The organism is Microvirga sp. GN3 (genome assembly GCF_055792825.1).
This window is the reverse complement of the sequence record NZ_JBVVAK010000029.1, coordinates 45,231-63,162: the sequence shown is the minus strand read 5'-3', so window position 1 is coordinate 63,162 and position 17,932 is coordinate 45,231. Positions and strand designations below refer to the sequence as shown.

Below are 17,932 nucleotides of genomic sequence, written 5' to 3'. Positions count from 1 at the left end.
TCAGGCCGTCAACGGCAATACAGGTTGCCGTAAGCATCCCGATAGGTGCCATAGGGGCATTGGGTGCGCGGGGCGGTTGCCGCGCCGACGATCGCGCCGCCGGCCGCACCGACGGCCGCTCCGGCCAAGGCTCCGCTCGCCCGTCCCGTTGCCGCGCCGCCGACGGCAGCACCGGCGAGACCGCCAACAGCGGCGCCGCCAACTGCGCGTTCTCCTGGCGTGGTGCAGGCGGTGGCGGAAAGCATGAGCGCACCCGCCGCGATGGCTGTCATGATTGTCCTCATTGCACTTTCCCTCCTGAGTTCCGGCTCTCGATCCGGTGACGGAATAAGCTCGGATATAGCCTCACCCGACATTCCGAATTTGGCTATTCGGGAAATCCCTGGATTCTCGTGGTGCAAAGCCTGACCTAAGGCTGCTGCAACGTCGCCCTCCCAGGAGGTCTCCCCCACAATGGCCAAGAATTCATGGCTGCCGCGAATGATGCTACGAAGCATATCAAGGCGGAATTTTCAGCCTTACCTCATGATAATCCTGATCCCGCCTCGGGGTTGCACCTGATGGACGTGTCAGGAACTCGCACTACTCTCCGGAGGCTGGCGCTACGGAGGAGGCATCTCATGGCCGAACTGGTGGTCGTTGGATTCGACAACCCAAACGATGCGGACCGCGTTCTGACCGAGCTGACGCGTATGCAAAAGGAATATCTCATCGATCTGGAAGATGCTGTCGTTGCGATCCGGGGATCAGACGGCGCCGTGCGCATCAAGCAGAGCACGAATCTCGTGAAACTCGGGGCAACCTCCGGCGGCCTGTCCGGTGCGCTGTGGGGCAGCCTCATCGGATTGCTGTTCCTCAATCCGCTCGCCGGTCTTGCCATCGGTGGCGCGGTCGGCGCAGGCTCGGGAGCCTTGTCGGGCAGCATGATCGACTACGGCATCAACGACGACTTCATCAAATCCATTGGTGACACCCTCCAGCCCGACACATCCGCCCTGTTCCTGCTGATCCGGAAATCGCAGCCCGAGAAGGTGCTGGCTGAGCTTTCAGGATTCAAGGGGCGTATCATTCGCTCTTCGCTGTCGCCGGAACAGGAGGCCAAGCTTCAGGCCGCCCTGTCGAAGGCGCACGCGCCGAGTCCGAGTGAAGGTGTGGCGGCTGCGGGCTCGATGGCGGCAGGGGCACCGTAGACAGATCCGGAAGATTAAAGCGATACGAACATGCACTTTCCGCGCTCCTGCCAGTGCATCGGAAAGATGGAGGCGGGCTGTCTTCCGCCTCCCTCCATTTCACTTGCATGAGCGTTCTCAAGCCCATCATGTTTGCGCTCCCCTGTGCTTGGAGTAGCATGGCTTACGGTCCTTATTGTCCGCAGGCATCGAACGTAGTCCGGGCAATCAGGAATCGACGCGAGGGTTGAGGCGGAGGGAGGGCGCGATGGCCATATCGTTGGATGCAGCGGCGGAAGTGTTCCGTGAGGCTATGCGGGATGCCGTCAAGCGCTATTCGCTGTGGTATCTCGTTGAGGGGTTGCTTCTCGTTGCCGCCGGCTTCCTTGCGATTATCTATCCGATTTTCTCGTCGACAGCGGTTGTCGTTCTGCTCGGCTGGCTGTTGGTGATCAGCGGCCTGCTACAGGGGCTCAGTCTCATTAGTGCACGGCATGTGCCGCATTTCTGGCTGCAGCTGATCTCCATCTGCCTTGCCATGCTGATCGGCTTCCTGTTCCTACGCGATCCGGCACAGGGAATGGCGACGATCACGCTCCTCCTCATCGTCTTCTTCATGATGGAGGGTATTTCCAAGGTTGTGTTCGCATTGACGATCCGGCCATTCCCCCATTGGGGATGGGTACTGGCAAGCGGCTTGGTCGGTATCGTGCTTTCCCTTATCCTCTGGGTCAATCTGCCGGTGACGTCAGTCTGGCTTTTAGGATTTCTGCTTGGGTTAAATCTGATCAGCGTCGGCTCGGCGATTGGCTATCTCGCTTGGCAGGTGCGGACGAGCTGATGGCGGATCATAGGCGAGCCGATCAGAACCGCCAGATCAACGGCACCAGGAAGACCGCCACGACGAAGAACCAGATGAGCAGTGGCAGCCCCAGCTTCCAGTAATCGCCGAACGCATAGCCTCCCGGCCCCATGACCATCAGGTTCGTCGGGGTTGCGATGGGGGTCAGGAAGGCACCGGCCGCGGCCACGGCGGTGCTCATGAGAACGGGACGAGGCGAGATGCCCATGCTTGTCGCGGCTGCAACTCCGATGGGAATAACGATCAGCGCGGTCGCTGTATTGCTGATGAGCTGTCCCATGATGGCAGTCAGCACGAAAAGGCCAGCGAGCAGGGCCAAGGGGCCAGCATTGCCGATCATGGAGACGAGGCCCTCGGCCATGAACTGGGCTGCTCCCGTCTCCACCATCGCGATCGACAACGGCATCAGCGCGCCAACCAGGATCACCGTCGTCCAGTCGATGGCGCGATAGGATTGCTCGACAGTCAGGATCCGCGAAAGGATGATGGCGCCGGCAGCGAGAAGGCCCGCGACGGCGGGCGGTATGAAGCCGGTTGCGAGCAGTATGACCATGCCGAACAGGATAGCGATGGCCTGGTAGGCCCCAGGTCCAAGGGGCACGGCTTGGCGCCGCACCAGTTCGGGCGAGTTCACCACCAGCACGTCCGGATCGCTGAGATGGACGTCGAGAGCCTTCCAGGTGCCCTGAAGCAGCATCGTGTCACCGGCATGGAGGGTGATGCCGCCACGACCGGGATTTGGCTTTCCAGTGTCGATTTCGGCTCCCGCGCGCTGCACGGCGAGAACGATGAGATCGCCACTGTCGGTGACCATGCCCGGAAACACGGTGTGACCGATGAGGCCCGAGCGTGGCGGAATCACCACTTCCGCGAGGCCGGACTGGCGGTTGAACAAGGTCTCTTCACCCTGGCCCACGGTCAACTCATCGCGAAACGAGAGATGCATCTGCGCAGCGAGGGCCGCGGCGGCTTCGGCATTCCCACGCACGAGCATATGGTCTCCTTCCCTCACGGGTCGGCGAAGCGGAGCGGCGCTCTCCCCGTCCTGGACGGCGACGAGTTGCATACCGGAAAAGGCCGAGAGATCGATGTCCGACTGAGAGAGGCCGACAAAAGGCGAGGTTGCGCGCACGCGCATTTGGAGGATGCCGTCAGCGAGACCGTATTGCTCGACCAGCGTCTTGGCATGACGGCTGAGATCGGCCGGCATCTTGGCGCCGTTGCGCTGGGGCAGAAGCCGTTCGCCGAAGAGGATGATGATGGCCATCGTGCCGGCGAGCAGAGGAACGCCGACGAGGGCGAATTCGAAAAAACCGAATTCACCGACGCCAGCCTCGAGCGCCGCCTCCGAGACGAGGACGTTCACCGGCGTGCCGGTCAGCGCGAGCATCGATCCCGCATGGGCGGAGAAAACGAGCGGCATCAGGAGCTGCGACGATTTCCGTTTGAGGCGCACCGCCATGACGACCACGACCGGCAGCAGCGCGGCAACCGCGCCGTTGACGCTGATCAAGGCGGTCAGCACGGCGACGAGGCTCATGGTGAGAAGGAGGAGGCGCGTCCGGCTCTCGCTGCCGGCGCCGCGGATCAGAAGCTGGCCCGCCCAGGCCGTGACCCCCGTCGTCTCGAGGCCCGCGCTGACAATGAAGAGGCAGGCGATGAAGATGACGGCGGGATCGCCGAAACCGCCCAGTGCCTGCCCCAGAGTGAGAACCTGCGTCACCCACAGCGCCAACGCTGTCGCCATGGCGACGATGACGACCGGCAGCTTGTTCCAGATGAACAGGACGACGGCGGCGGCGATGATGATGGCGATATACGCTAAGGGACTCAATCGCTCATCTCCTCATTAGGCCGTCCGGAGGTACCGCTGGAAAACACGAAACGGATATGACGCCGAAGCATGGGCCGACGATTCATGTCTGGAGCGATTGGAGCGATGTCGACACTCACTAGTCCTCGATCGTGGCCAGCAGCAGCGCGAGGCGACATCCCGTCGCGAATTCCGGCAGGTTCACGTATTCATTGATGGTATGAATCTCTGCCTGGCCGGCGCCGATGGTGACGGTGGGGACACCGTGCTTGTCGAGCCAATTGGCATCGAGACCACCATTCGAGAACAGGTAGTTGGGCTTGAGACCGAGCATGGTCATCGCCTTGGTGGCGCGCCGCACCACGGGGGCGCTCTCATCCAGATTGAACGGCGGATAGGACGGCTTGTGCGTGAAAGCCACCCCGGCCATGTCGCCCTCATGGTCCTTCACCGCTTCCCGGGCCTTCTGAAAGGCCCCTTCGAATCCTTTCGCGATGGCCGTGGCAAAGGCAGATGTCGGGCTTCTGGCCTCTCCCTTGATGTAAACGTAGTCGGTCACGACATTCGTCGCGTCGCCTGCGGCCTTGCCATCCTTGCCGCCGAAGATTCCGACATTGCTCGTCCCCTTGCCGTCGGTCTTCACCACCTTGCCGAACCACCCTTCGCGCTTCGCCTCGGTCAGGGCGACGGCGCCGACCAGCGTCGCGGAGATGCCCTTTTCGGGCGCCACACCCGCATGCGAGGCCTTGCCTTTGATCTCGACCTCCCAGTTCTCCTGGCCGACCGCACCGACGATCAGGTCGTTCGGATCCTGGCCGTCGACGTTGATGCACATCACCGCGCCGCCGAGATCCTTGGGATCGAGCTCGCGCGCACCGTGCAGGCCGCTTTCCTCACGCACCGTGAAGAGCAGCGTAATCGGCGGGTGCGGTAGGTTGTGCTTCAGGAGCGTCTCAGCAAGGACGACGAGGATCGCACATCCGGTGCGGTTGTCGCCACCGAGAGCGGTGGTGCCGTCTGAGACGATGCGGTCGCCTTCACGCCGTGGCTTGGCACCGGCGCAGAGAGGAACCGTGTCGAGATGGGTCGAAAACAGCAGGCGCGGGCCGGGCCGGGTTCCAGGCAGATCGACGATCAGGTTTCCCGTTTCCGTCGGGACGGGAATGCGCTTGTTGACTTCATCGAAGCGGATCGCAGAAGCCGGCACGCCTGCCTTCTTGAGCGCATCGGAGACGGCCGCAGCGATCTTGGCTTCCTGCCCGGTCACGCCTTCAACGGACAGAAACCGCATCAGGTGATCTTCCGCGGCGGCGATATCGAGGGGAATTGCAGAGCTGCTCATCGTCTCATTCCGTTGCTTGCGGTTGCCTCATCCCGGCATGGGGCGGACGACCTTTGGCATCAGCTCACAGCCCCCAGGGGAGCCCAAGCATCTGCCAGATGGCGAAGAGGGCGGTCCAGAGAATGAAGATCCACACGACGTAGGGGAGCATCAGCGACACGACGGTGCCGACGCCCGCGGACCGGTCGTATTTCTGTGCGAACCCGACAACGAGAGCGAAATAGGCGTTCAGAGGCGTGATCGCATTCATCGGCGAGTCACCGACGCGATAGGCTGCGAGGACCGCCTCCGGCTCGACCCCGAGCTTCATCAGCAACGGCACGAAGACTGGGGCGAAAATCGCCCATTTGGCAATTGCGCCGGTCAGCAGCAGGTCGATGATCGCGACAACGACGATGAAGCCGAGCAGCAGCGGCAGCGCGCCGATATTGGCTGCCTGCAAAGCACCCGACAGGCTGAGTGCCATCACTGTGCCCATGTTGGTATAGGTGAAATAGGCGACGAACTGGCTCAGGACGAAGAACAGGAAGATCGTGCCGCCGAGACTCTTGATCGACTTCTCGATCGCTGCGATCACCTCGGTCAGTGTCCTGAGAGTGCCGGCCCCGATACCGTAGGCCCAGCCCGTGACCAGGAACATCAGCATGATCAGCGCAATCAGCCCGTTCATGAAGGGCGAGTTGCCGATGAGCTCACTGGTCTCGGGATTCCGTAACGGTGCACCCGAGGGGAGGGTCAGGAGGCAGAAGACCGCGATCAGCCCGAGCATCCCAATGCCGGCGAAACGCAGGCCGCGCGACTCCTGCTCTGAAAGTTCGGCGCTCTGCTCCGTCGTGGTTCCTTCTGCTGCCAGATTCGGATCGTATGTCCCCAGGCGCGGCGCGATCATGCGGTCGGTAATGAAGGCGATGATAACGGTGAGGAACAGCACTGAGGCGATTGAGAACCATAGATTCGAGGCGAGGCCGATGGAGCGGTTGGGATCGACAAGATGGGCCGCGTCATTGGTGAATTCGACGAGAACGGCGTCGAGAGGCTTGATCAGCATGTTGACGGTAAAAGCGGCTGCCACGGCAGCGAAACCAAGCGCGAGGCCGGCTAGAGGATGCCGTCCGACGGCCAGATAGGCGATGCCTGCGAGCGGAATCAGGACCAGATAGCCAGCGTCGGCCGCGATGCTGGAGAGGATTCCGACGAAGGATAGAATATAAGTCAGCGCCCAGTCCGGCGATACGATGACGAGCTTGCGGATCAGCGCGGTAACCAGACCGGACTCTTCTGCAACTCCGGCGCCGATCATGGCGACAATCATGAGCCCGACCGCAGTGAAGCTCATGAAGTTCGGGATCAGCGACGAGTACATGAAGCGGATGCCGTCCGTGGTCAGCAGACTGCGTATGCCCGTGGTAGCGGTCTCGACCTGATGCGTGTCCGGGTTGATGCGTTCGAAGGAGATGGCCGCTCCGAACAGGCTGAGCAGGGCCGAGAGCACGATGACGATGCCGATGAGGATCAGGAAAATGACCACGGGATGGGGAACCATGTTCCCCACGCGTTCGACACCGTCGAGAAACCGCTGCATGAAGGTTTTCGATGCCACTTCCGTGCTGCTCGTCATATCCAGCCCTTGAGCCGACAGAGCTCCGCTACAGGAGAAAGACACACAGCTGCTTTAACTGGCCGGATGCCCAGCAACAATCGGCACTGGTGAACCTACTTCAGTTGTCTTTCGCAAACGGCTTGGAATTCTAGAATGGGAACAAGGACCCTATAAGGAGAAGACACAGTCTCCCACGGGAAAAACCCTCATGCGGATCGTTAAGCGTGCGGATTATGGTCTCTTTTCTATGTCTTGACAAGGAATTAATCTTGAGTTGCTGATGGGATCAGGTCGTCTTCCGACCTGCGATCGAGAGCCAGGACCTATCATTCTTTGAAGTCGACGCAGAGCCGATGGCGACAGATGGCAACGGATCGAGCCGCTGTTCTCAGATGCCAAAGCAACCGGGAGAGACGACGTGGATCGGCCTCAAGCTCCCTTGGAAGAAGCGCATCGCGTACCCTCTGACTTTGGCCTGACGCATTGGGCTTTGATCACGCTCGTGATCCTGGCTTTTCTTGGCGCGATCTATGTCGCCGAGGGGGTGATCGCTCCGGTTGCCTTCGCGCTGTTCCTGATCGCCATCGTCTGGCCGCTGCAATTCCGTCTCCAGACCTATGTTCCTCGCCTTATCGCCCTGGCGATCAGTGTTCTGATGCTCGTGGTGGCGTTCAGCGGTTTTGCCTGGCTCACCGTATGGGCCTTCGGTCGCGTCGGGCGTTGGATCCTCATCAACATGAGCCGGTTCCAGGCGCTATACAATCAATTGGCGCTCTGGCTCGAGGAGCAGGGGATTGCTGTAGCGAGCCTCTGGGCTGATCACTTTAACATCAGCTGGATCGTAGGCCTTATGCAGAAGCTCACCGGCCAAGTGAACACGACCTTGAGTTTCTGGCTCGTCGTTCTCGTTTACGTCATCCTCGGATTGCTCGAGGTGGAGGGAACAGCCAGGAAGATCGAGACTCTGCCGAACCACCGTGTCACGCGGGTCTTGCTCGCTGGAAGCAAGGAGACGGCGGTGAAGATCAGGCACTACATGGTGGTGCGAACCCTGATGAGCATTCTCACCGGCGCGCTCGTCTGGGCCTTCGCCGTGGTCTTCGGCCTGCCGCTGGCGCAGGAATGGGGCGTCATTGCCTTCACATTAAACTATATCCCCTTCATCGGCCCCTTCATCGCGACCCTGTTTCCAACCCTGCTTGCGATGGTCCAATTCGACACGTGGCAGGCGGTCATCGTGGTTTTCGCCTGCCTGAATGTGATTCAGTTCGTGGTTGGAAGCTATATCGAGCCGCGACTGTCCGGCAGTGTGCTCGCCATGTCGCCCTTTGTCGTGCTGTTCTCGATCTTTCTCTGGACGTTCCTATGGGGCTTGCCGGGAACCTTTATCGGTCTCCCGATCACGATTGCCGTTCTCACCTTCTGTGCGCAGGATCCAGCGACGCGATGGGTGGCGATCCAGCTCGGTCCACCGGAGGAGAAGGACCAGCCGGCTCCTGACCATTCTCATCCGGAAGGTTGACCTTCACGCGCTCGGGTGCCGCGAGCTTCAACTCGCCGCCACCGACCGCGAGGGTATGAACGAAGAAGGAAACGCTGCCATTCTGTACCGGGTTCATCACGGGAGAGGAGGCGGAGACGATCCGAACGCCTCCGCATTGCCCGATCCATTCGGTGTGCCGGTGGCCGTGGAACACCACCAGCCTTTCGGCGAAGGGACGGAGCTGCCTGACGAACCAGGAGCCGTTGATGAGAGCCGTCCCAACGCGCTCTGAGAATGCCTTCGCCGGCGTCGGATATTCCACGAGATGGTGATGGAGTGCGACAATCCAGCCGGCACGCGGATATCGCTCCATCGCGGAGATAAGATCCTGCGCCTGAAGCACGGATATGATGCCAAGGGCATTCGTGAAGGAAAAATGCGCCTCGGCGTTCGAGTTGAGAAGCACCACGCCGATCCCATCATCTGTCCTCGGTGGAAGGATCAGGGGGAACACATCATCCCAGATCTGGGCCAGTCGTAGAGATTGGCGGATTCCTCCTGTATCGGCAAAGGCCTCGATGTCATCTCTGTAGGGCGCCAGCCTTTCCGTGAGCGTGGGGCCGAGGCGTCCAGCTTCGGAATCGAAGCAGAAGATTCTGTCTCCATGCAGAGCCTCGATGGCGGAGAGGGTGCGCAATTGGCGAAGGCGTTTCCCGGGACTTGTCGGCAGCTCGAGTCGGGCGGGATTGGCGCGGTCGACGACATTTACATCATGGTTTCCGGGAAGGATCAGTGTGCGCTCGGCAAGTCCAGGATAAACCGCGACGATGTCCATGAACTCCGCCCATTCCGCCGACCGGCCGGCATCCGTCATGTCGCCGGTGATCAAGACAAGGTCCAGAGGATGTTCTGTGTGCAATGCCTCCAGCCGATCGAAGACACGGCGCATTCTCTCGTTGCCCTGAGGTCCTATCCGGCCGCTTTCGATCCGGAAGCCGTATTGCTCTCCAACTGCATGGAGATCGGACAGATGTGCGACGCGCCAGGATCGAGCCTCCGATGGCATATCGGAAAAGACCATGAGATCGGCTGGCCGTCCCAGCGCAGCATCGGCAATCGCCCACACCAGGGCAGCTCCCATGACATAGCATCCGACGATGACCACGGCATTGGCGAGGGCAGGGACGATCAGCTGGTGCGGTGTCAGGACGTCTCCCGCTTCACCGACCCAGCGCGACGCGGGCCATGCAAGGGTGATGAACCAAAAGGACAAGGCGCTCACCAGGATGCCGCCCCCGACTGCCGCGATGGCATAAAGATGTGTGTGCCGACGGGGCCTGAGATCCGGACCGAGCTTGCCGATGATGTGCCGCAACCCTTCCCGAAACAGCGCGTAGATGGGCTGAACGGCCAGTGCATTGAGGGACCAGAAGCTCTGTTCGGCCGCGCGCAACACAGGCTTGCCGCCGATCCACGCCAGAATGAGGAGGCCACCGAGGATCAGCAGGGACCAGAAGCCCGCCAACGCAGTCGCGACCTGCGCAGATATTGTGGTCGCCCAGCCCAGAATGACCAACGGCGCAAGCCCGAGGAGGATGGCAGGAAGACCGATCAACATGATCCAGGCGAGAAAGAGCTTCGGAAGGCTGATTTCCGCGAGAAGCCGTCCGCCGATGGCAACAAGGGATCGGCTCTTGGTGCTCGCGATGTCATCCTCAGCATCGCCAAGGCGCGGATCGATCAGCATGGGCTTCCACAGATGCGTTCGTGGCACTGGAGTCGGCTCCTGCATATTCTTCCACCTGCCAAGCGCTGCCGCGGCGATCCGAACTACCGCGAGATCAAGTGCGCATTCCCGTTCCCTTAAGAGTTGAAACGGCATAGAGTGGCATGCGCTCACTCAATCCCTTGAGTGCAAAATCACCTCTTTCCTCTAGCGGCAGATCGGATCCGGCGACAAGATCACGTACCGTCCGCGAGACCAGAACGTTGCCGCCATCTGCCTGGGAGGCGATCCGGGCCGCGATGTGAACCGCAATGCCGCCGATGTCGTCGCCCTTCATCTCGATCTCGCCGGTATGGACGCCACATCGGACATTTAGGCTCAAGGGATACAGCGCATCGATGATCGCGCTCGCACATCGCACGGCGCGAGCGGGACCGTTGAAGGTCGCCGCTTCTGGCGTAGTGCGTGTCGACCGGCATGTCCTGGCTCCGAAACTGGCTGTCCAACGCGATCGTCGGAAGCAGGGGCATTCAGGTGGAGTCCGATGCTCCAGAGCAGAGACAAATGCTCTGCTCCGTGTCGCGTCATGTCAAATCGAAAAGCCTGAGAAACAAGATCATCCAGGATAAGCAATAATGTTCCATCGTCCCCCGGCGCGCTTGATGGGGTGGCGAATGGGGATGGCTGTCTTCTTCAAGCCGCCGACGATCTGCTGGGTGGGAGGGATTCCAGCGCGCCCGCCTCGTCGATGCGCCGCACGAGATCGTCCACTTCCTCTTCCGTCTGATAGATGCCGAAGCCGAGGCGCAGGCGTTGGCCGCGCACGTCGGTCACGGCGCGCAATTCCGCGAGGTCGCGATAGATCGCCTGCGCCTCCGGCGTTTGGAAGGTGAGGAAATTACCGCGCCGCATCTCGTCGGCCGGCACCACGAGCGAGGCGTGGTCGAACAGGGCTGAATCGCCGACGCGACGCAGGAAGTGCTGCTGCAGCGCCTTGGCGTGTGCATGAATGATGCCCGGCGTGATGCCCTCGTCCGCGAGCCAGCGCATCACTGCGTTGAAGCGATAGAGACCCGAGGGATCGAAAGTCGCGCCCATGAAACGCCAGGCGTCGTCGCTGTAGCCGACCTGTCCGTTCTGCGCATTGGTGAGGTTGCCGAAGGCCGCGTACCAGCCGGTGTCTCGCGGGCGCAGGCCCCATCCAGGCGGGCAGTGCATGAAGCATGCTCCTTCGCCTGCCATCGCATATTTGTAGCCGCCGGCGATGTAGAATACGCGTTCCGCAATGCTGCCGAGGTCCGTCGGTCGCGCCATGAAACCGTGATAACCGTCGATCACGATCATCGCGCCATCGCAGGCGCATTCCGCAAGCCGGCGCCCGTCCGGTGCGAACCCTGAATTGAAGAAGACCTGGCTGACGAAAACGAGATCATAGCCCTCCTGCGCAGCCGTGAAGAAGCGGTCCTCGAAAGTTGTGAAGGGTTCGGAGGGCACGCGCGTGACGTCAACGATTCGTTCTTCCTCCAAACGCGCAATCTGGCGCGTGAAGGAATGGAATTCTCCGTCCGAAGTGAGAATGCGGATTGGGCGATCCGCGGGGAAGCATGAGAGAATGCGCTTCAGGAATTCATGGGTGTTCGGCGCAACCGCGATAGTCGAGGGGGTGGGCAGATTGAGGTGCCCGGCCACATGGCCGCGAAACTCTTCCAAAACAGGACCTAGAACATGCTCCCATTTGTCGTCGATGAGACGGGCGGCGTCGTCCCAGGCCTGGAGCTGCGCGTCTCGCGTCACATCCGGCCAGGGATGATGGCTGTGGGCTGCAAAGTGTAGGCGGTCCGGCTCGGTGTTGAGGAAGCGGGAGAAATGCGAGCGAAGATCAAGCATAGCGCATCTGCTCCATCAAAGCTTGCCGCGCACGGACCAGAGTTCGGGAAAGAAGTAGCGCTCGAGCGCCTTGCGCAGATAGGTCACACCGGAACTGCCGCCTGTGCCGCTGCGCATGCCGATGATGCGCTCCACCGTCTTCATGTGCCGAAAGCGCCATTGCTGGAAAGCATCCTCGAGATCGACGAGTTCCTCGGCGAGTTCGTAGAGATCGAAATGCTCGCCCGCATGGCGGTAGATTTCTTCCCAGATGGCTTCGACGCCTGGATGGGCTGTGTAAGGCTGCGTCACGTCGCGGTCGAGGACCTCAGCAGGGATCGCATAGCCGCGTCGTGCTAGGAGGCGTAAGGACTCGTCATAGAGGCTCGGCGAGCGATAGGCCGCATCGAGCTGCTCCGCAAGGTCGCTCCGGTGGCGGTGTGGCGCCATCTTGATCGGGTCTTTGGCACCGAGCTTGAACTCCACGAGGCGGTATTGCCAGGACTGGAAGCCGGAGGATTTGCCGAGCGCCGGCCGGAAGCTCAGGTAATCGGAGGGTGTCATGGTCGAGAGCACTGTCCAGGCCTGAATCAGCTGCTCCTGAATCCGGTTGATGCGCGCGGTGCATTTGAAGGCGGGCTGCAGTTCATCGGCCCGGATATGGGCTAGCGCTGTATCGAGCTCCCGGTTCAGGAGCTTCAGCCAGAGCTCCATCACCTGATGGATGGTGATGAAGAGGAGTTCGTCGTGCTCGGCCGTCAGGGGAATCTGCGCGGAGAGGAGTGTGTCGAGCCGGAGATAGTCCCCATAGCTCATGCCTTCTGAAAAATCGGTGTGAATCCCGTCTGTCGCTGCGGACAAATCCATCTCCCTGATCTGCCTCCGCTTCCTCGCGGATTGTCGTGTTATTACCTTGGTCACCCTAGAAGAGTTCAACGAAAGTAGGACATCCCGAGAGGCTTGTCACGTCAGGTAAGCCGGATTTGGCTTTCGCATTCCAAGAGGGTAGGTTGCCGCCCCATATGACCCGTCCTGGAGACACTTTCGCATGAACGACGCGCTTCCCGACCGCCTGTCCTCGAACCCGAACAGCCCCTATTACAACGAGGAGTTGCTCGCAAAAGGGGTGGGTATCCGTTTCAACGGGGCCGAGAAGACCAACGTAGACGAGTATTGTGTCAGCGAGGGATGGATCCGCGTGACCGCGGGCAATGCCAAGGATCGCTTCGGCAATCCCATGACCATCAAGCTCAAGGGCAAGGTCGAGCCTTTTCTGCAGATCAAGGAATAATCTCTTATGGTCTGATAGAGGACTGGACGCGCAGACGAGCGCGGGCCAAGATCCAAGATGAGCTTGTCAATCGGGGAGGGGTCCTCGGGAAAGGCTTGTCCTAGATGGCCGGTGGCTGGCGGCGAACGATACTGGTGATGGCAGGCTGGCTCCTCACTGGGCCGGCCCTGGCCCATAGCTGGTATCCGACCTGGTGCTGCGACGATCATGATTGCCGCGAGCTGATCGAGGCCATGGGCGAAACCGTGACCGAGACGGCGGAAGGCTGGAGGCTCTGGGACGGGCGCCTCATCGGGCGAGACTACGCCAAGATGTCTCCGGATACGAAATTCCACATCTGCGAGGAGCCAACGACGAGGGCGATCATCTGCTTCTTCGCTCCACAGGGATCGTCGTGACGTCTTTGGCCGGAGAGACCGAATCTTCCAAAAAAGAAAGCGCCCGCTTTTCAGGGGCGCTTAAGGTCCGACCCGTAGGGGCAAATATGAAGGTCGGTGGCCCTATCTATTTGTGGAGTAATTTGGCCAAATTGTGACGGTTCGTGACGCCAATGAGGCGTGTCAATAGAATAGCCGCGATATTCTGACGCCACTGAAGAGTTAATTGCAAACTATTGGGGCTTGATACGGCGTAATATATGATTTATGTCGAGCCAGCCGTAGGGGCAAATACGGTTTTAAGGGTCGCGAACACGGTCGTTTAATGACTGGGCGCGGCCCTTTTCTCTATATGGCTATCTTTTCTCTTTATTGCTAGCGTCGACTACCTCTGAGAATAAGATCCGTTACTTGGCCTTGCTGCGCACCGCTTGCAGCCGCTCCATCGTCGCCTTGATCTCTTCCGCTGCTTTCAGCCCACGGATGCCGATCACCCCGCGATCGATGCTCCGCCCGTTCTCGTCCTTCCGTCCGTTGAAGAAGACGTCCCGTTGCTCTTTGGACATCTTGAGAACGGTGCGCGCCTCCGTCTCGATCCGCCATTCCTCGGACCAGGTGCTGATGGATTGGCCAGTGAATTCGGAGGTGGCTTTGGTGTCGCGGGAATAGGTCATGACGATGCTTATGACACGCAGCAATGAACAAAGGCTTTCGTCCCGGCCACCGATCATCGCGTCAATGCATGAACCTTTGCGACCGGCTCATTCCGTCAGACCCGAAAGCACCTGGTGCGCCGCCTTTACCCGCGCCTCGTTCGGATAGCCCTTGTTCGCCAGCATAACGATGCCGATTTTCTTCTCGGGAATGAAGGCGACATAGGCTCCGAAGCCGCTGGTCGATCCGGTCTTGTTGATGATCACGTCTCGCCGCGGCGCCATGGGCGGATCGATCACGGTTGCCGGATGCACTTTCTGGTTCATCGTGTTGCCAGCGATGATCTGGTGCAGCGCAACCGGATAGGGATATTGCTCCCAGATGAGGTCCTGGATCAGTTCGCCTGAGCGGAAATATCCGATATGCGTCGCGTCGACGGCGCGGGCAATCTTCGTCGGCATGGAGCCGATGCCCATATTCACCTCGAGAAAGCGGATCATGTCGACGGCGTTCGACTTCACGCCATAGGCTTCATTCGCGAGCGGGGCTTGAGAGACGCGGATGGACTTGCCATCGCGGTTGTAACCCCAGGCATATGATTTCATCTCTGCTGCTGGAACGTCGATATAGGTTCGCCGCAAGCCGAGTTCGTGGAACAGGCGCTCCGCCAGGGTCTCGAAGCTTGCGCCTATCGCTCTTGCCGTGACGATGCCGAGAAGACCGATGCTCGGGTTGGCATAGCTGCGATAGGTGCCGGGAGCATCTTTCGGATTCCACTCACGATAATAGGCGATGAGCTGCTTCTGATCCTTCACGTTCCCAGGCAATTGGAGCGGGAAGCCGCCAGCGGTATGTGTCGCGAGATCGCGCAGCCGCACCTTGTCGAGGGCGCTTCCTTTAAACTCGGGCATGTGTCGGCTGACGGCATCGTTCAGCGACAGCTTGCCTTCGATCTCGGCATAGGTCGCCAAAGTCGCGGTAAAGGTCTTGCTGATCGACCCCAGCTCGAAGAGCGTATCGCGCGTGACCGGAACCTGTGGATTCTTTGATGCCAGGCCATATTCGATGAAATGACGTTGTCCGTCGATTGTCACGGCGACTGCCAGTCCGGGAATTCCATATTGGTCGATCACCGGCTTCATCGCTTCATCGACAGCCTGCCGCACCTTTGTGGCTTGGTCGGAACCTGCGGCGGATCCATGGGACATGCCGAAGGTGAAAGCGAGAAGAACGGCTGCAAGCCTGTGATGAAGTCGCGACAGCAAAAACATCTCCTTATCGGTTCAGGGACAGCCGATGATGGCCGTGGTTTCGCGAAAATACGTTATGCCCAGGGTATGGCATCAAGGGATGAAGAGATGCTTACATTTGCACGGGCGCGACAGTGAGGCCGATTGAGTGTTGCGATAGGCCCAGTTGTGAGTACATGCGTCCAGTGGTGTAGTGGCCAATGAAAGCGCCCGTTGGACTTGGAGTTCAACTCTTTCAACAAAGACCTGCCCATCCCGCCACAAAGTCTTTACTTTGCGACCAACATCTTGAAACTTCTCTCGAAACTCTCCTGGAGCCTGACAATGCGCTATGTGACAATCGCTTCGCTTCTGATCTTCGGCTTGACGACCCAAGCTGTGGGCCAAACCGGTCCTGCGCCGTCGAATGACGCCGTGACCGCGAGCCGAACTGAGATGCACGAACTGATTGAGGCAATGCAGGCGACGGCAAAAGCATCCCGCGAGAATGTCGACTATGCCCGCGTCGTCCCGGACCTTCTCTATCAGATCCTGACGAAACTCGATAAGATCGAGGACAAGCTCGACAAGGTCGAGACGACGCTGAAAGAGACCCAGGCGCCTGCTTCCAGGAAGCGCTAGGCTGGTTATGGACCGCTCCGATAGAGGCGCGGTCTTCTCGCGATCTTTCTCTCCACGCTCACGCGCGGCCGAGCGGGCCGTCGATGATCACGTGGGGGGATTGGCGCGAGCAATGCTCGATGCGGCCTTCGACCTTGTAGATGCTCTGCAGTAGGGTAGAGGTGATCACCGTATTCACCGGGCCGCAGGTGACCATGGTTCCGGAATCGATCACCATCACCCGGTCCGCCACGCGCAAAACCTGGTTGAGGTCGTGGATGGCGAGGACGACGCAGATTCCGCACTCCTTTGCGAGCGAACGGATCAAGGCTAGCACCTCCACCTGCCGGTGCAGGTCGAGTGCGCTCGTCGGCTCGTCTAGGAGCAGGATCTTGGGGTCGCGCACCAGCACCTGGGCGAGCGAAACCAGCTGCCGTTGACCACCGCTCAGCTCATGCAGGCCCTTGAAGGAAATGGCTTCGATCTGCAGGCTGTAGAGGACGTGATCGACCTCTTCGAGATCCTCGTCCGTCACCTTGCGGGCGGCGCCTTGCTTGCGAGCGAGAAGCACTGACTCATAGACGGTCAGCACCGTGTTCACCGAAGTGTCCTGCGGCATGTAACAGACATGGCTCGGGCCGGGTCGGAGTGCTGCGTCATCGATGCGGATGATTCCGGGACCGTCGAGCAGGCCTGCGATGCGCCGGAACAGGCTCGACTTGCCGGCGGCGTTCGGCCCGATCACGGCCGTGACCTCGCCGCCCTTCAGCACCGGCGTGGTGACGCCGGAGAGAACCTCCTGCTTGCCGTAGCGAACGCCGACATCGGTGAGTTGCAGGGTCGCTACCATGAGCGCCTCCGGCTGGACATGATCAGGCTGAAGAGGAACGGCACGCCCACGAGGGCCGTGATGATACCGATGGGAAAGATCGTGCCCGGCACGATGGATTTGCTGATGACGGAGGTGAGCGACAGGATAGTCGCGCCGGAGAGGACGGAGGCCGGCAGGAAATAGCGCTGGTCCTCGCCCACCAGCATGCGGGCGATATGCGGGCCGACGAGGCCGATGAAGCCGATGGTGCCGACGAAGGCCACGGGCACGGCGGCGAGCAGGCTGATGATCATCATTGTCTCAAGACGCAGCCAGCGCACGTTGACGCCGAAGCTCGCCGCCTTGTCGTCACCGAGGCGAAGGGCGGTGAGCGCCCAGGCGCGGCGCATGAAGAGGGGGAGGGAGATCGCCAGCACGGCGGTGGTGATGGCAAGCTTCGGCCACGTGGCTCGGGTGAGGCTGCCCATGGTCCAGAACACCACGGCGGCGAGCGCCTGCTCGGAAGCGAGATACTGTACCAGTGCAAGGAGTGCGTTGAAGGTGAAGACGAGGGTGATGCCGAGGAGCACGATGGTCTCGACGGTCACGCCGCGCTTCTGGCTCATGAAATGAATGAAGAGGGCGGCCGCCAGGGCCATGAGCAGGGCATTGATCGACACGATGTAATCGATGGCCCAGGGCAGAAAGCCGACGCCGAAGACGAGAGCGACCGATGCGCCGAAGCTCGCTGCCGCCGAGATGCCGAGCGTGAAGGGGCTGGCGAGCGGATTGTTGAGGATGGTCTGCATCTGCGCGCCCGCTGCGGAGAGCGCAGCACCCACCACGACTGCCATGAGCGCCACGGGCATGCGGATGTCCCAGATCACCACGCTGATCTGCAGCGAGACATCGGGCGAACCCATCAGCGCCAGCACGACTTCGCGCATGGAGTAGCGGGCCGGCCCCAATCCGAGATCCGCGATCACGGAGAGGACCAGAACGAGACTCAGCGCAAGAAGCACGAGCTTCTTGCGCTGGACGAGGGCGCGGTAAGCTCCGCGTCCCTTAGGCATGGCGATGGCGGGCGA

Annotated in this window: 18 protein-coding genes; 6 read left to right on the top strand and 12 right to left on the bottom strand. The window is 60.6% G+C overall.

Translation table 11 applies throughout. The annotated features are described in order from the left end of the window. Positions 1-8: 8 nt before the first annotated feature. Positions 9-284 (bottom strand): hypothetical protein, encoded by a 276-nt coding sequence (locus ACS5Q1_RS16020; RefSeq protein WP_203440823.1) that lies wholly within the window; start codon positions 282-284, stop codon positions 9-11. A gap of 336 nt (positions 285-620) precedes the next feature. On the opposite strand from ACS5Q1_RS16020, the gene ACS5Q1_RS16015 reads away from it, so the two are divergent. Beyond that, entirely contained in the window at positions 621-1,190 is a 570-nt protein-coding gene (locus ACS5Q1_RS16015; RefSeq protein WP_473099145.1) for a DUF1269 domain-containing protein, read from the top strand. A gap of 247 nt (positions 1,191-1,437) precedes the next feature. Beyond that, positions 1,438-2,010, top strand: a complete 573-nt coding sequence (locus ACS5Q1_RS16010) for an HdeD family acid-resistance protein (protein WP_473099144.1) — start codon at positions 1,438-1,440, stop codon at positions 2,008-2,010. A gap of 22 nt (positions 2,011-2,032) precedes the next feature. On the opposite strand, the gene ACS5Q1_RS16005 is transcribed toward ACS5Q1_RS16010, so the two are convergent. The 3 genes from ACS5Q1_RS16005 to ACS5Q1_RS15995 all read right to left on the bottom strand — a co-directional run bounded on the left by ACS5Q1_RS16005 (position 2,033) and on the right by ACS5Q1_RS15995 (position 6,804). Further along, positions 2,033-3,865 carry an SLC13 family permease gene (locus ACS5Q1_RS16005; RefSeq protein ID WP_473099143.1) on the bottom strand — a complete coding sequence of 611 codons (1,833 nt, stop codon included), beginning with the start codon at positions 3,863-3,865 and terminating at the stop codon, positions 2,033-2,035. Between the two features lie 118 nt (positions 3,866-3,983). Further along, positions 3,984-5,186: a M20/M25/M40 family metallo-hydrolase gene (locus ACS5Q1_RS16000; protein ID WP_473099142.1), complete on the bottom strand. Its 1,203-nt coding sequence runs from the start codon at positions 5,184-5,186 to the stop codon at positions 3,984-3,986. Between the two features lie 64 nt (positions 5,187-5,250). Beyond that, entirely contained in the window at positions 5,251-6,804 is a 1,554-nt protein-coding gene (locus ACS5Q1_RS15995) for an AbgT family transporter (RefSeq protein WP_473099141.1), read from the bottom strand. Positions 6,805-7,204: 400 nt separating this feature from the next. Between ACS5Q1_RS15995 and ACS5Q1_RS15990 the strand changes: the two genes are divergently transcribed. Continuing rightward, the gene (locus ACS5Q1_RS15990) at positions 7,205-8,308 is read left to right on the top strand and encodes an AI-2E family transporter (protein WP_473099140.1); all 1,104 of its coding nucleotides are present in this window, start codon (positions 7,205-7,207) and stop codon (positions 8,306-8,308) included. Here ACS5Q1_RS15990 and ACS5Q1_RS15985 read toward each other — a convergent pair. The 4 genes from ACS5Q1_RS15985 to kynA all read right to left on the bottom strand — a co-directional run bounded on the left by ACS5Q1_RS15985 (position 8,202) and on the right by kynA (position 12,728). Then, positions 8,202-10,043, bottom strand: coding sequence for a metallophosphoesterase family protein (locus ACS5Q1_RS15985; RefSeq protein WP_473099139.1), 1,842 nt, complete (start codon positions 10,041-10,043; stop codon positions 8,202-8,204). The two genes, ACS5Q1_RS15990 and ACS5Q1_RS15985, sit on opposite strands and share 107 nt — an antisense overlap. 67 nt (positions 10,044-10,110) lie before the next feature. Further along, entirely contained in the window at positions 10,111-10,416 is a 306-nt protein-coding gene (locus ACS5Q1_RS15980; protein ID WP_473099138.1) for an adenylate/guanylate cyclase domain-containing protein, read from the bottom strand. A 272-nt stretch (positions 10,417-10,688) separates the two neighbouring features. Further along, positions 10,689-11,882: an aminotransferase class V-fold PLP-dependent enzyme gene (locus tag ACS5Q1_RS15975; RefSeq protein WP_473099137.1), complete on the bottom strand. Its 1,194-nt coding sequence runs from the start codon at positions 11,880-11,882 to the stop codon at positions 10,689-10,691. Positions 11,883-11,897: 15 nt separating this feature from the next. Further along, complete coding sequence (kynA, locus tag ACS5Q1_RS15970) at positions 11,898-12,728, bottom strand: tryptophan 2,3-dioxygenase (RefSeq protein ID WP_473099136.1); 831 nt, start codon at positions 12,726-12,728, stop codon at positions 11,898-11,900. 181 nt (positions 12,729-12,909) lie between these two features. Here kynA and ACS5Q1_RS15965 point away from each other — a divergent pair, with 181 nt between their 5' ends. Both ACS5Q1_RS15965 and ACS5Q1_RS15960 read left to right on the top strand, forming a co-directional pair. Then, positions 12,910-13,152 (top strand): DUF3297 family protein, encoded by a 243-nt coding sequence (locus ACS5Q1_RS15965; RefSeq protein ID WP_473099135.1) that lies wholly within the window; start codon positions 12,910-12,912, stop codon positions 13,150-13,152. A 137-nt stretch (positions 13,153-13,289) separates the two neighbouring features. Next, positions 13,290-13,550, top strand: a complete 261-nt coding sequence (locus tag ACS5Q1_RS15960) for a hypothetical protein (protein ID WP_473099134.1) — start codon at positions 13,290-13,292, stop codon at positions 13,548-13,550. A 386-nt stretch (positions 13,551-13,936) separates the two neighbouring features. On the opposite strand, the gene ACS5Q1_RS15955 is transcribed toward ACS5Q1_RS15960, so the two are convergent. Then, complete coding sequence (locus tag ACS5Q1_RS15955; RefSeq protein ID WP_473099133.1) at positions 13,937-14,203, bottom strand: DUF7696 family protein; 267 nt, start codon at positions 14,201-14,203, stop codon at positions 13,937-13,939. A gap of 87 nt (positions 14,204-14,290) precedes the next feature. Next, the gene (ampC, locus tag ACS5Q1_RS15950) at positions 14,291-15,391 is read right to left on the bottom strand and encodes a class C beta-lactamase (RefSeq protein ID WP_473099159.1); all 1,101 of its coding nucleotides are present in this window, start codon (positions 15,389-15,391) and stop codon (positions 14,291-14,293) included. A gap of 366 nt (positions 15,392-15,757) precedes the next feature. Here ampC and ACS5Q1_RS15945 point away from each other — a divergent pair, with 366 nt between their 5' ends. Beyond that, entirely contained in the window at positions 15,758-16,054 is a 297-nt protein-coding gene (locus ACS5Q1_RS15945; RefSeq protein WP_473099132.1) for a hypothetical protein, read from the top strand. A 58-nt stretch (positions 16,055-16,112) separates the two neighbouring features. On the opposite strand, the gene ACS5Q1_RS15940 is transcribed toward ACS5Q1_RS15945, so the two are convergent. Further along, positions 16,113-16,883: an ABC transporter ATP-binding protein gene (locus tag ACS5Q1_RS15940; RefSeq protein ID WP_473099131.1), complete on the bottom strand. Its 771-nt coding sequence runs from the start codon at positions 16,881-16,883 to the stop codon at positions 16,113-16,115. Then, positions 16,877-17,917 (bottom strand): FecCD family ABC transporter permease, encoded by a 1,041-nt coding sequence (locus ACS5Q1_RS15935; protein ID WP_473099158.1) that lies wholly within the window; start codon positions 17,915-17,917, stop codon positions 16,877-16,879. Before ACS5Q1_RS15935 ends, ACS5Q1_RS15940 begins: the two co-directional genes overlap by 7 nt. Positions 17,918-17,932 lie beyond the last annotated feature (15 nt).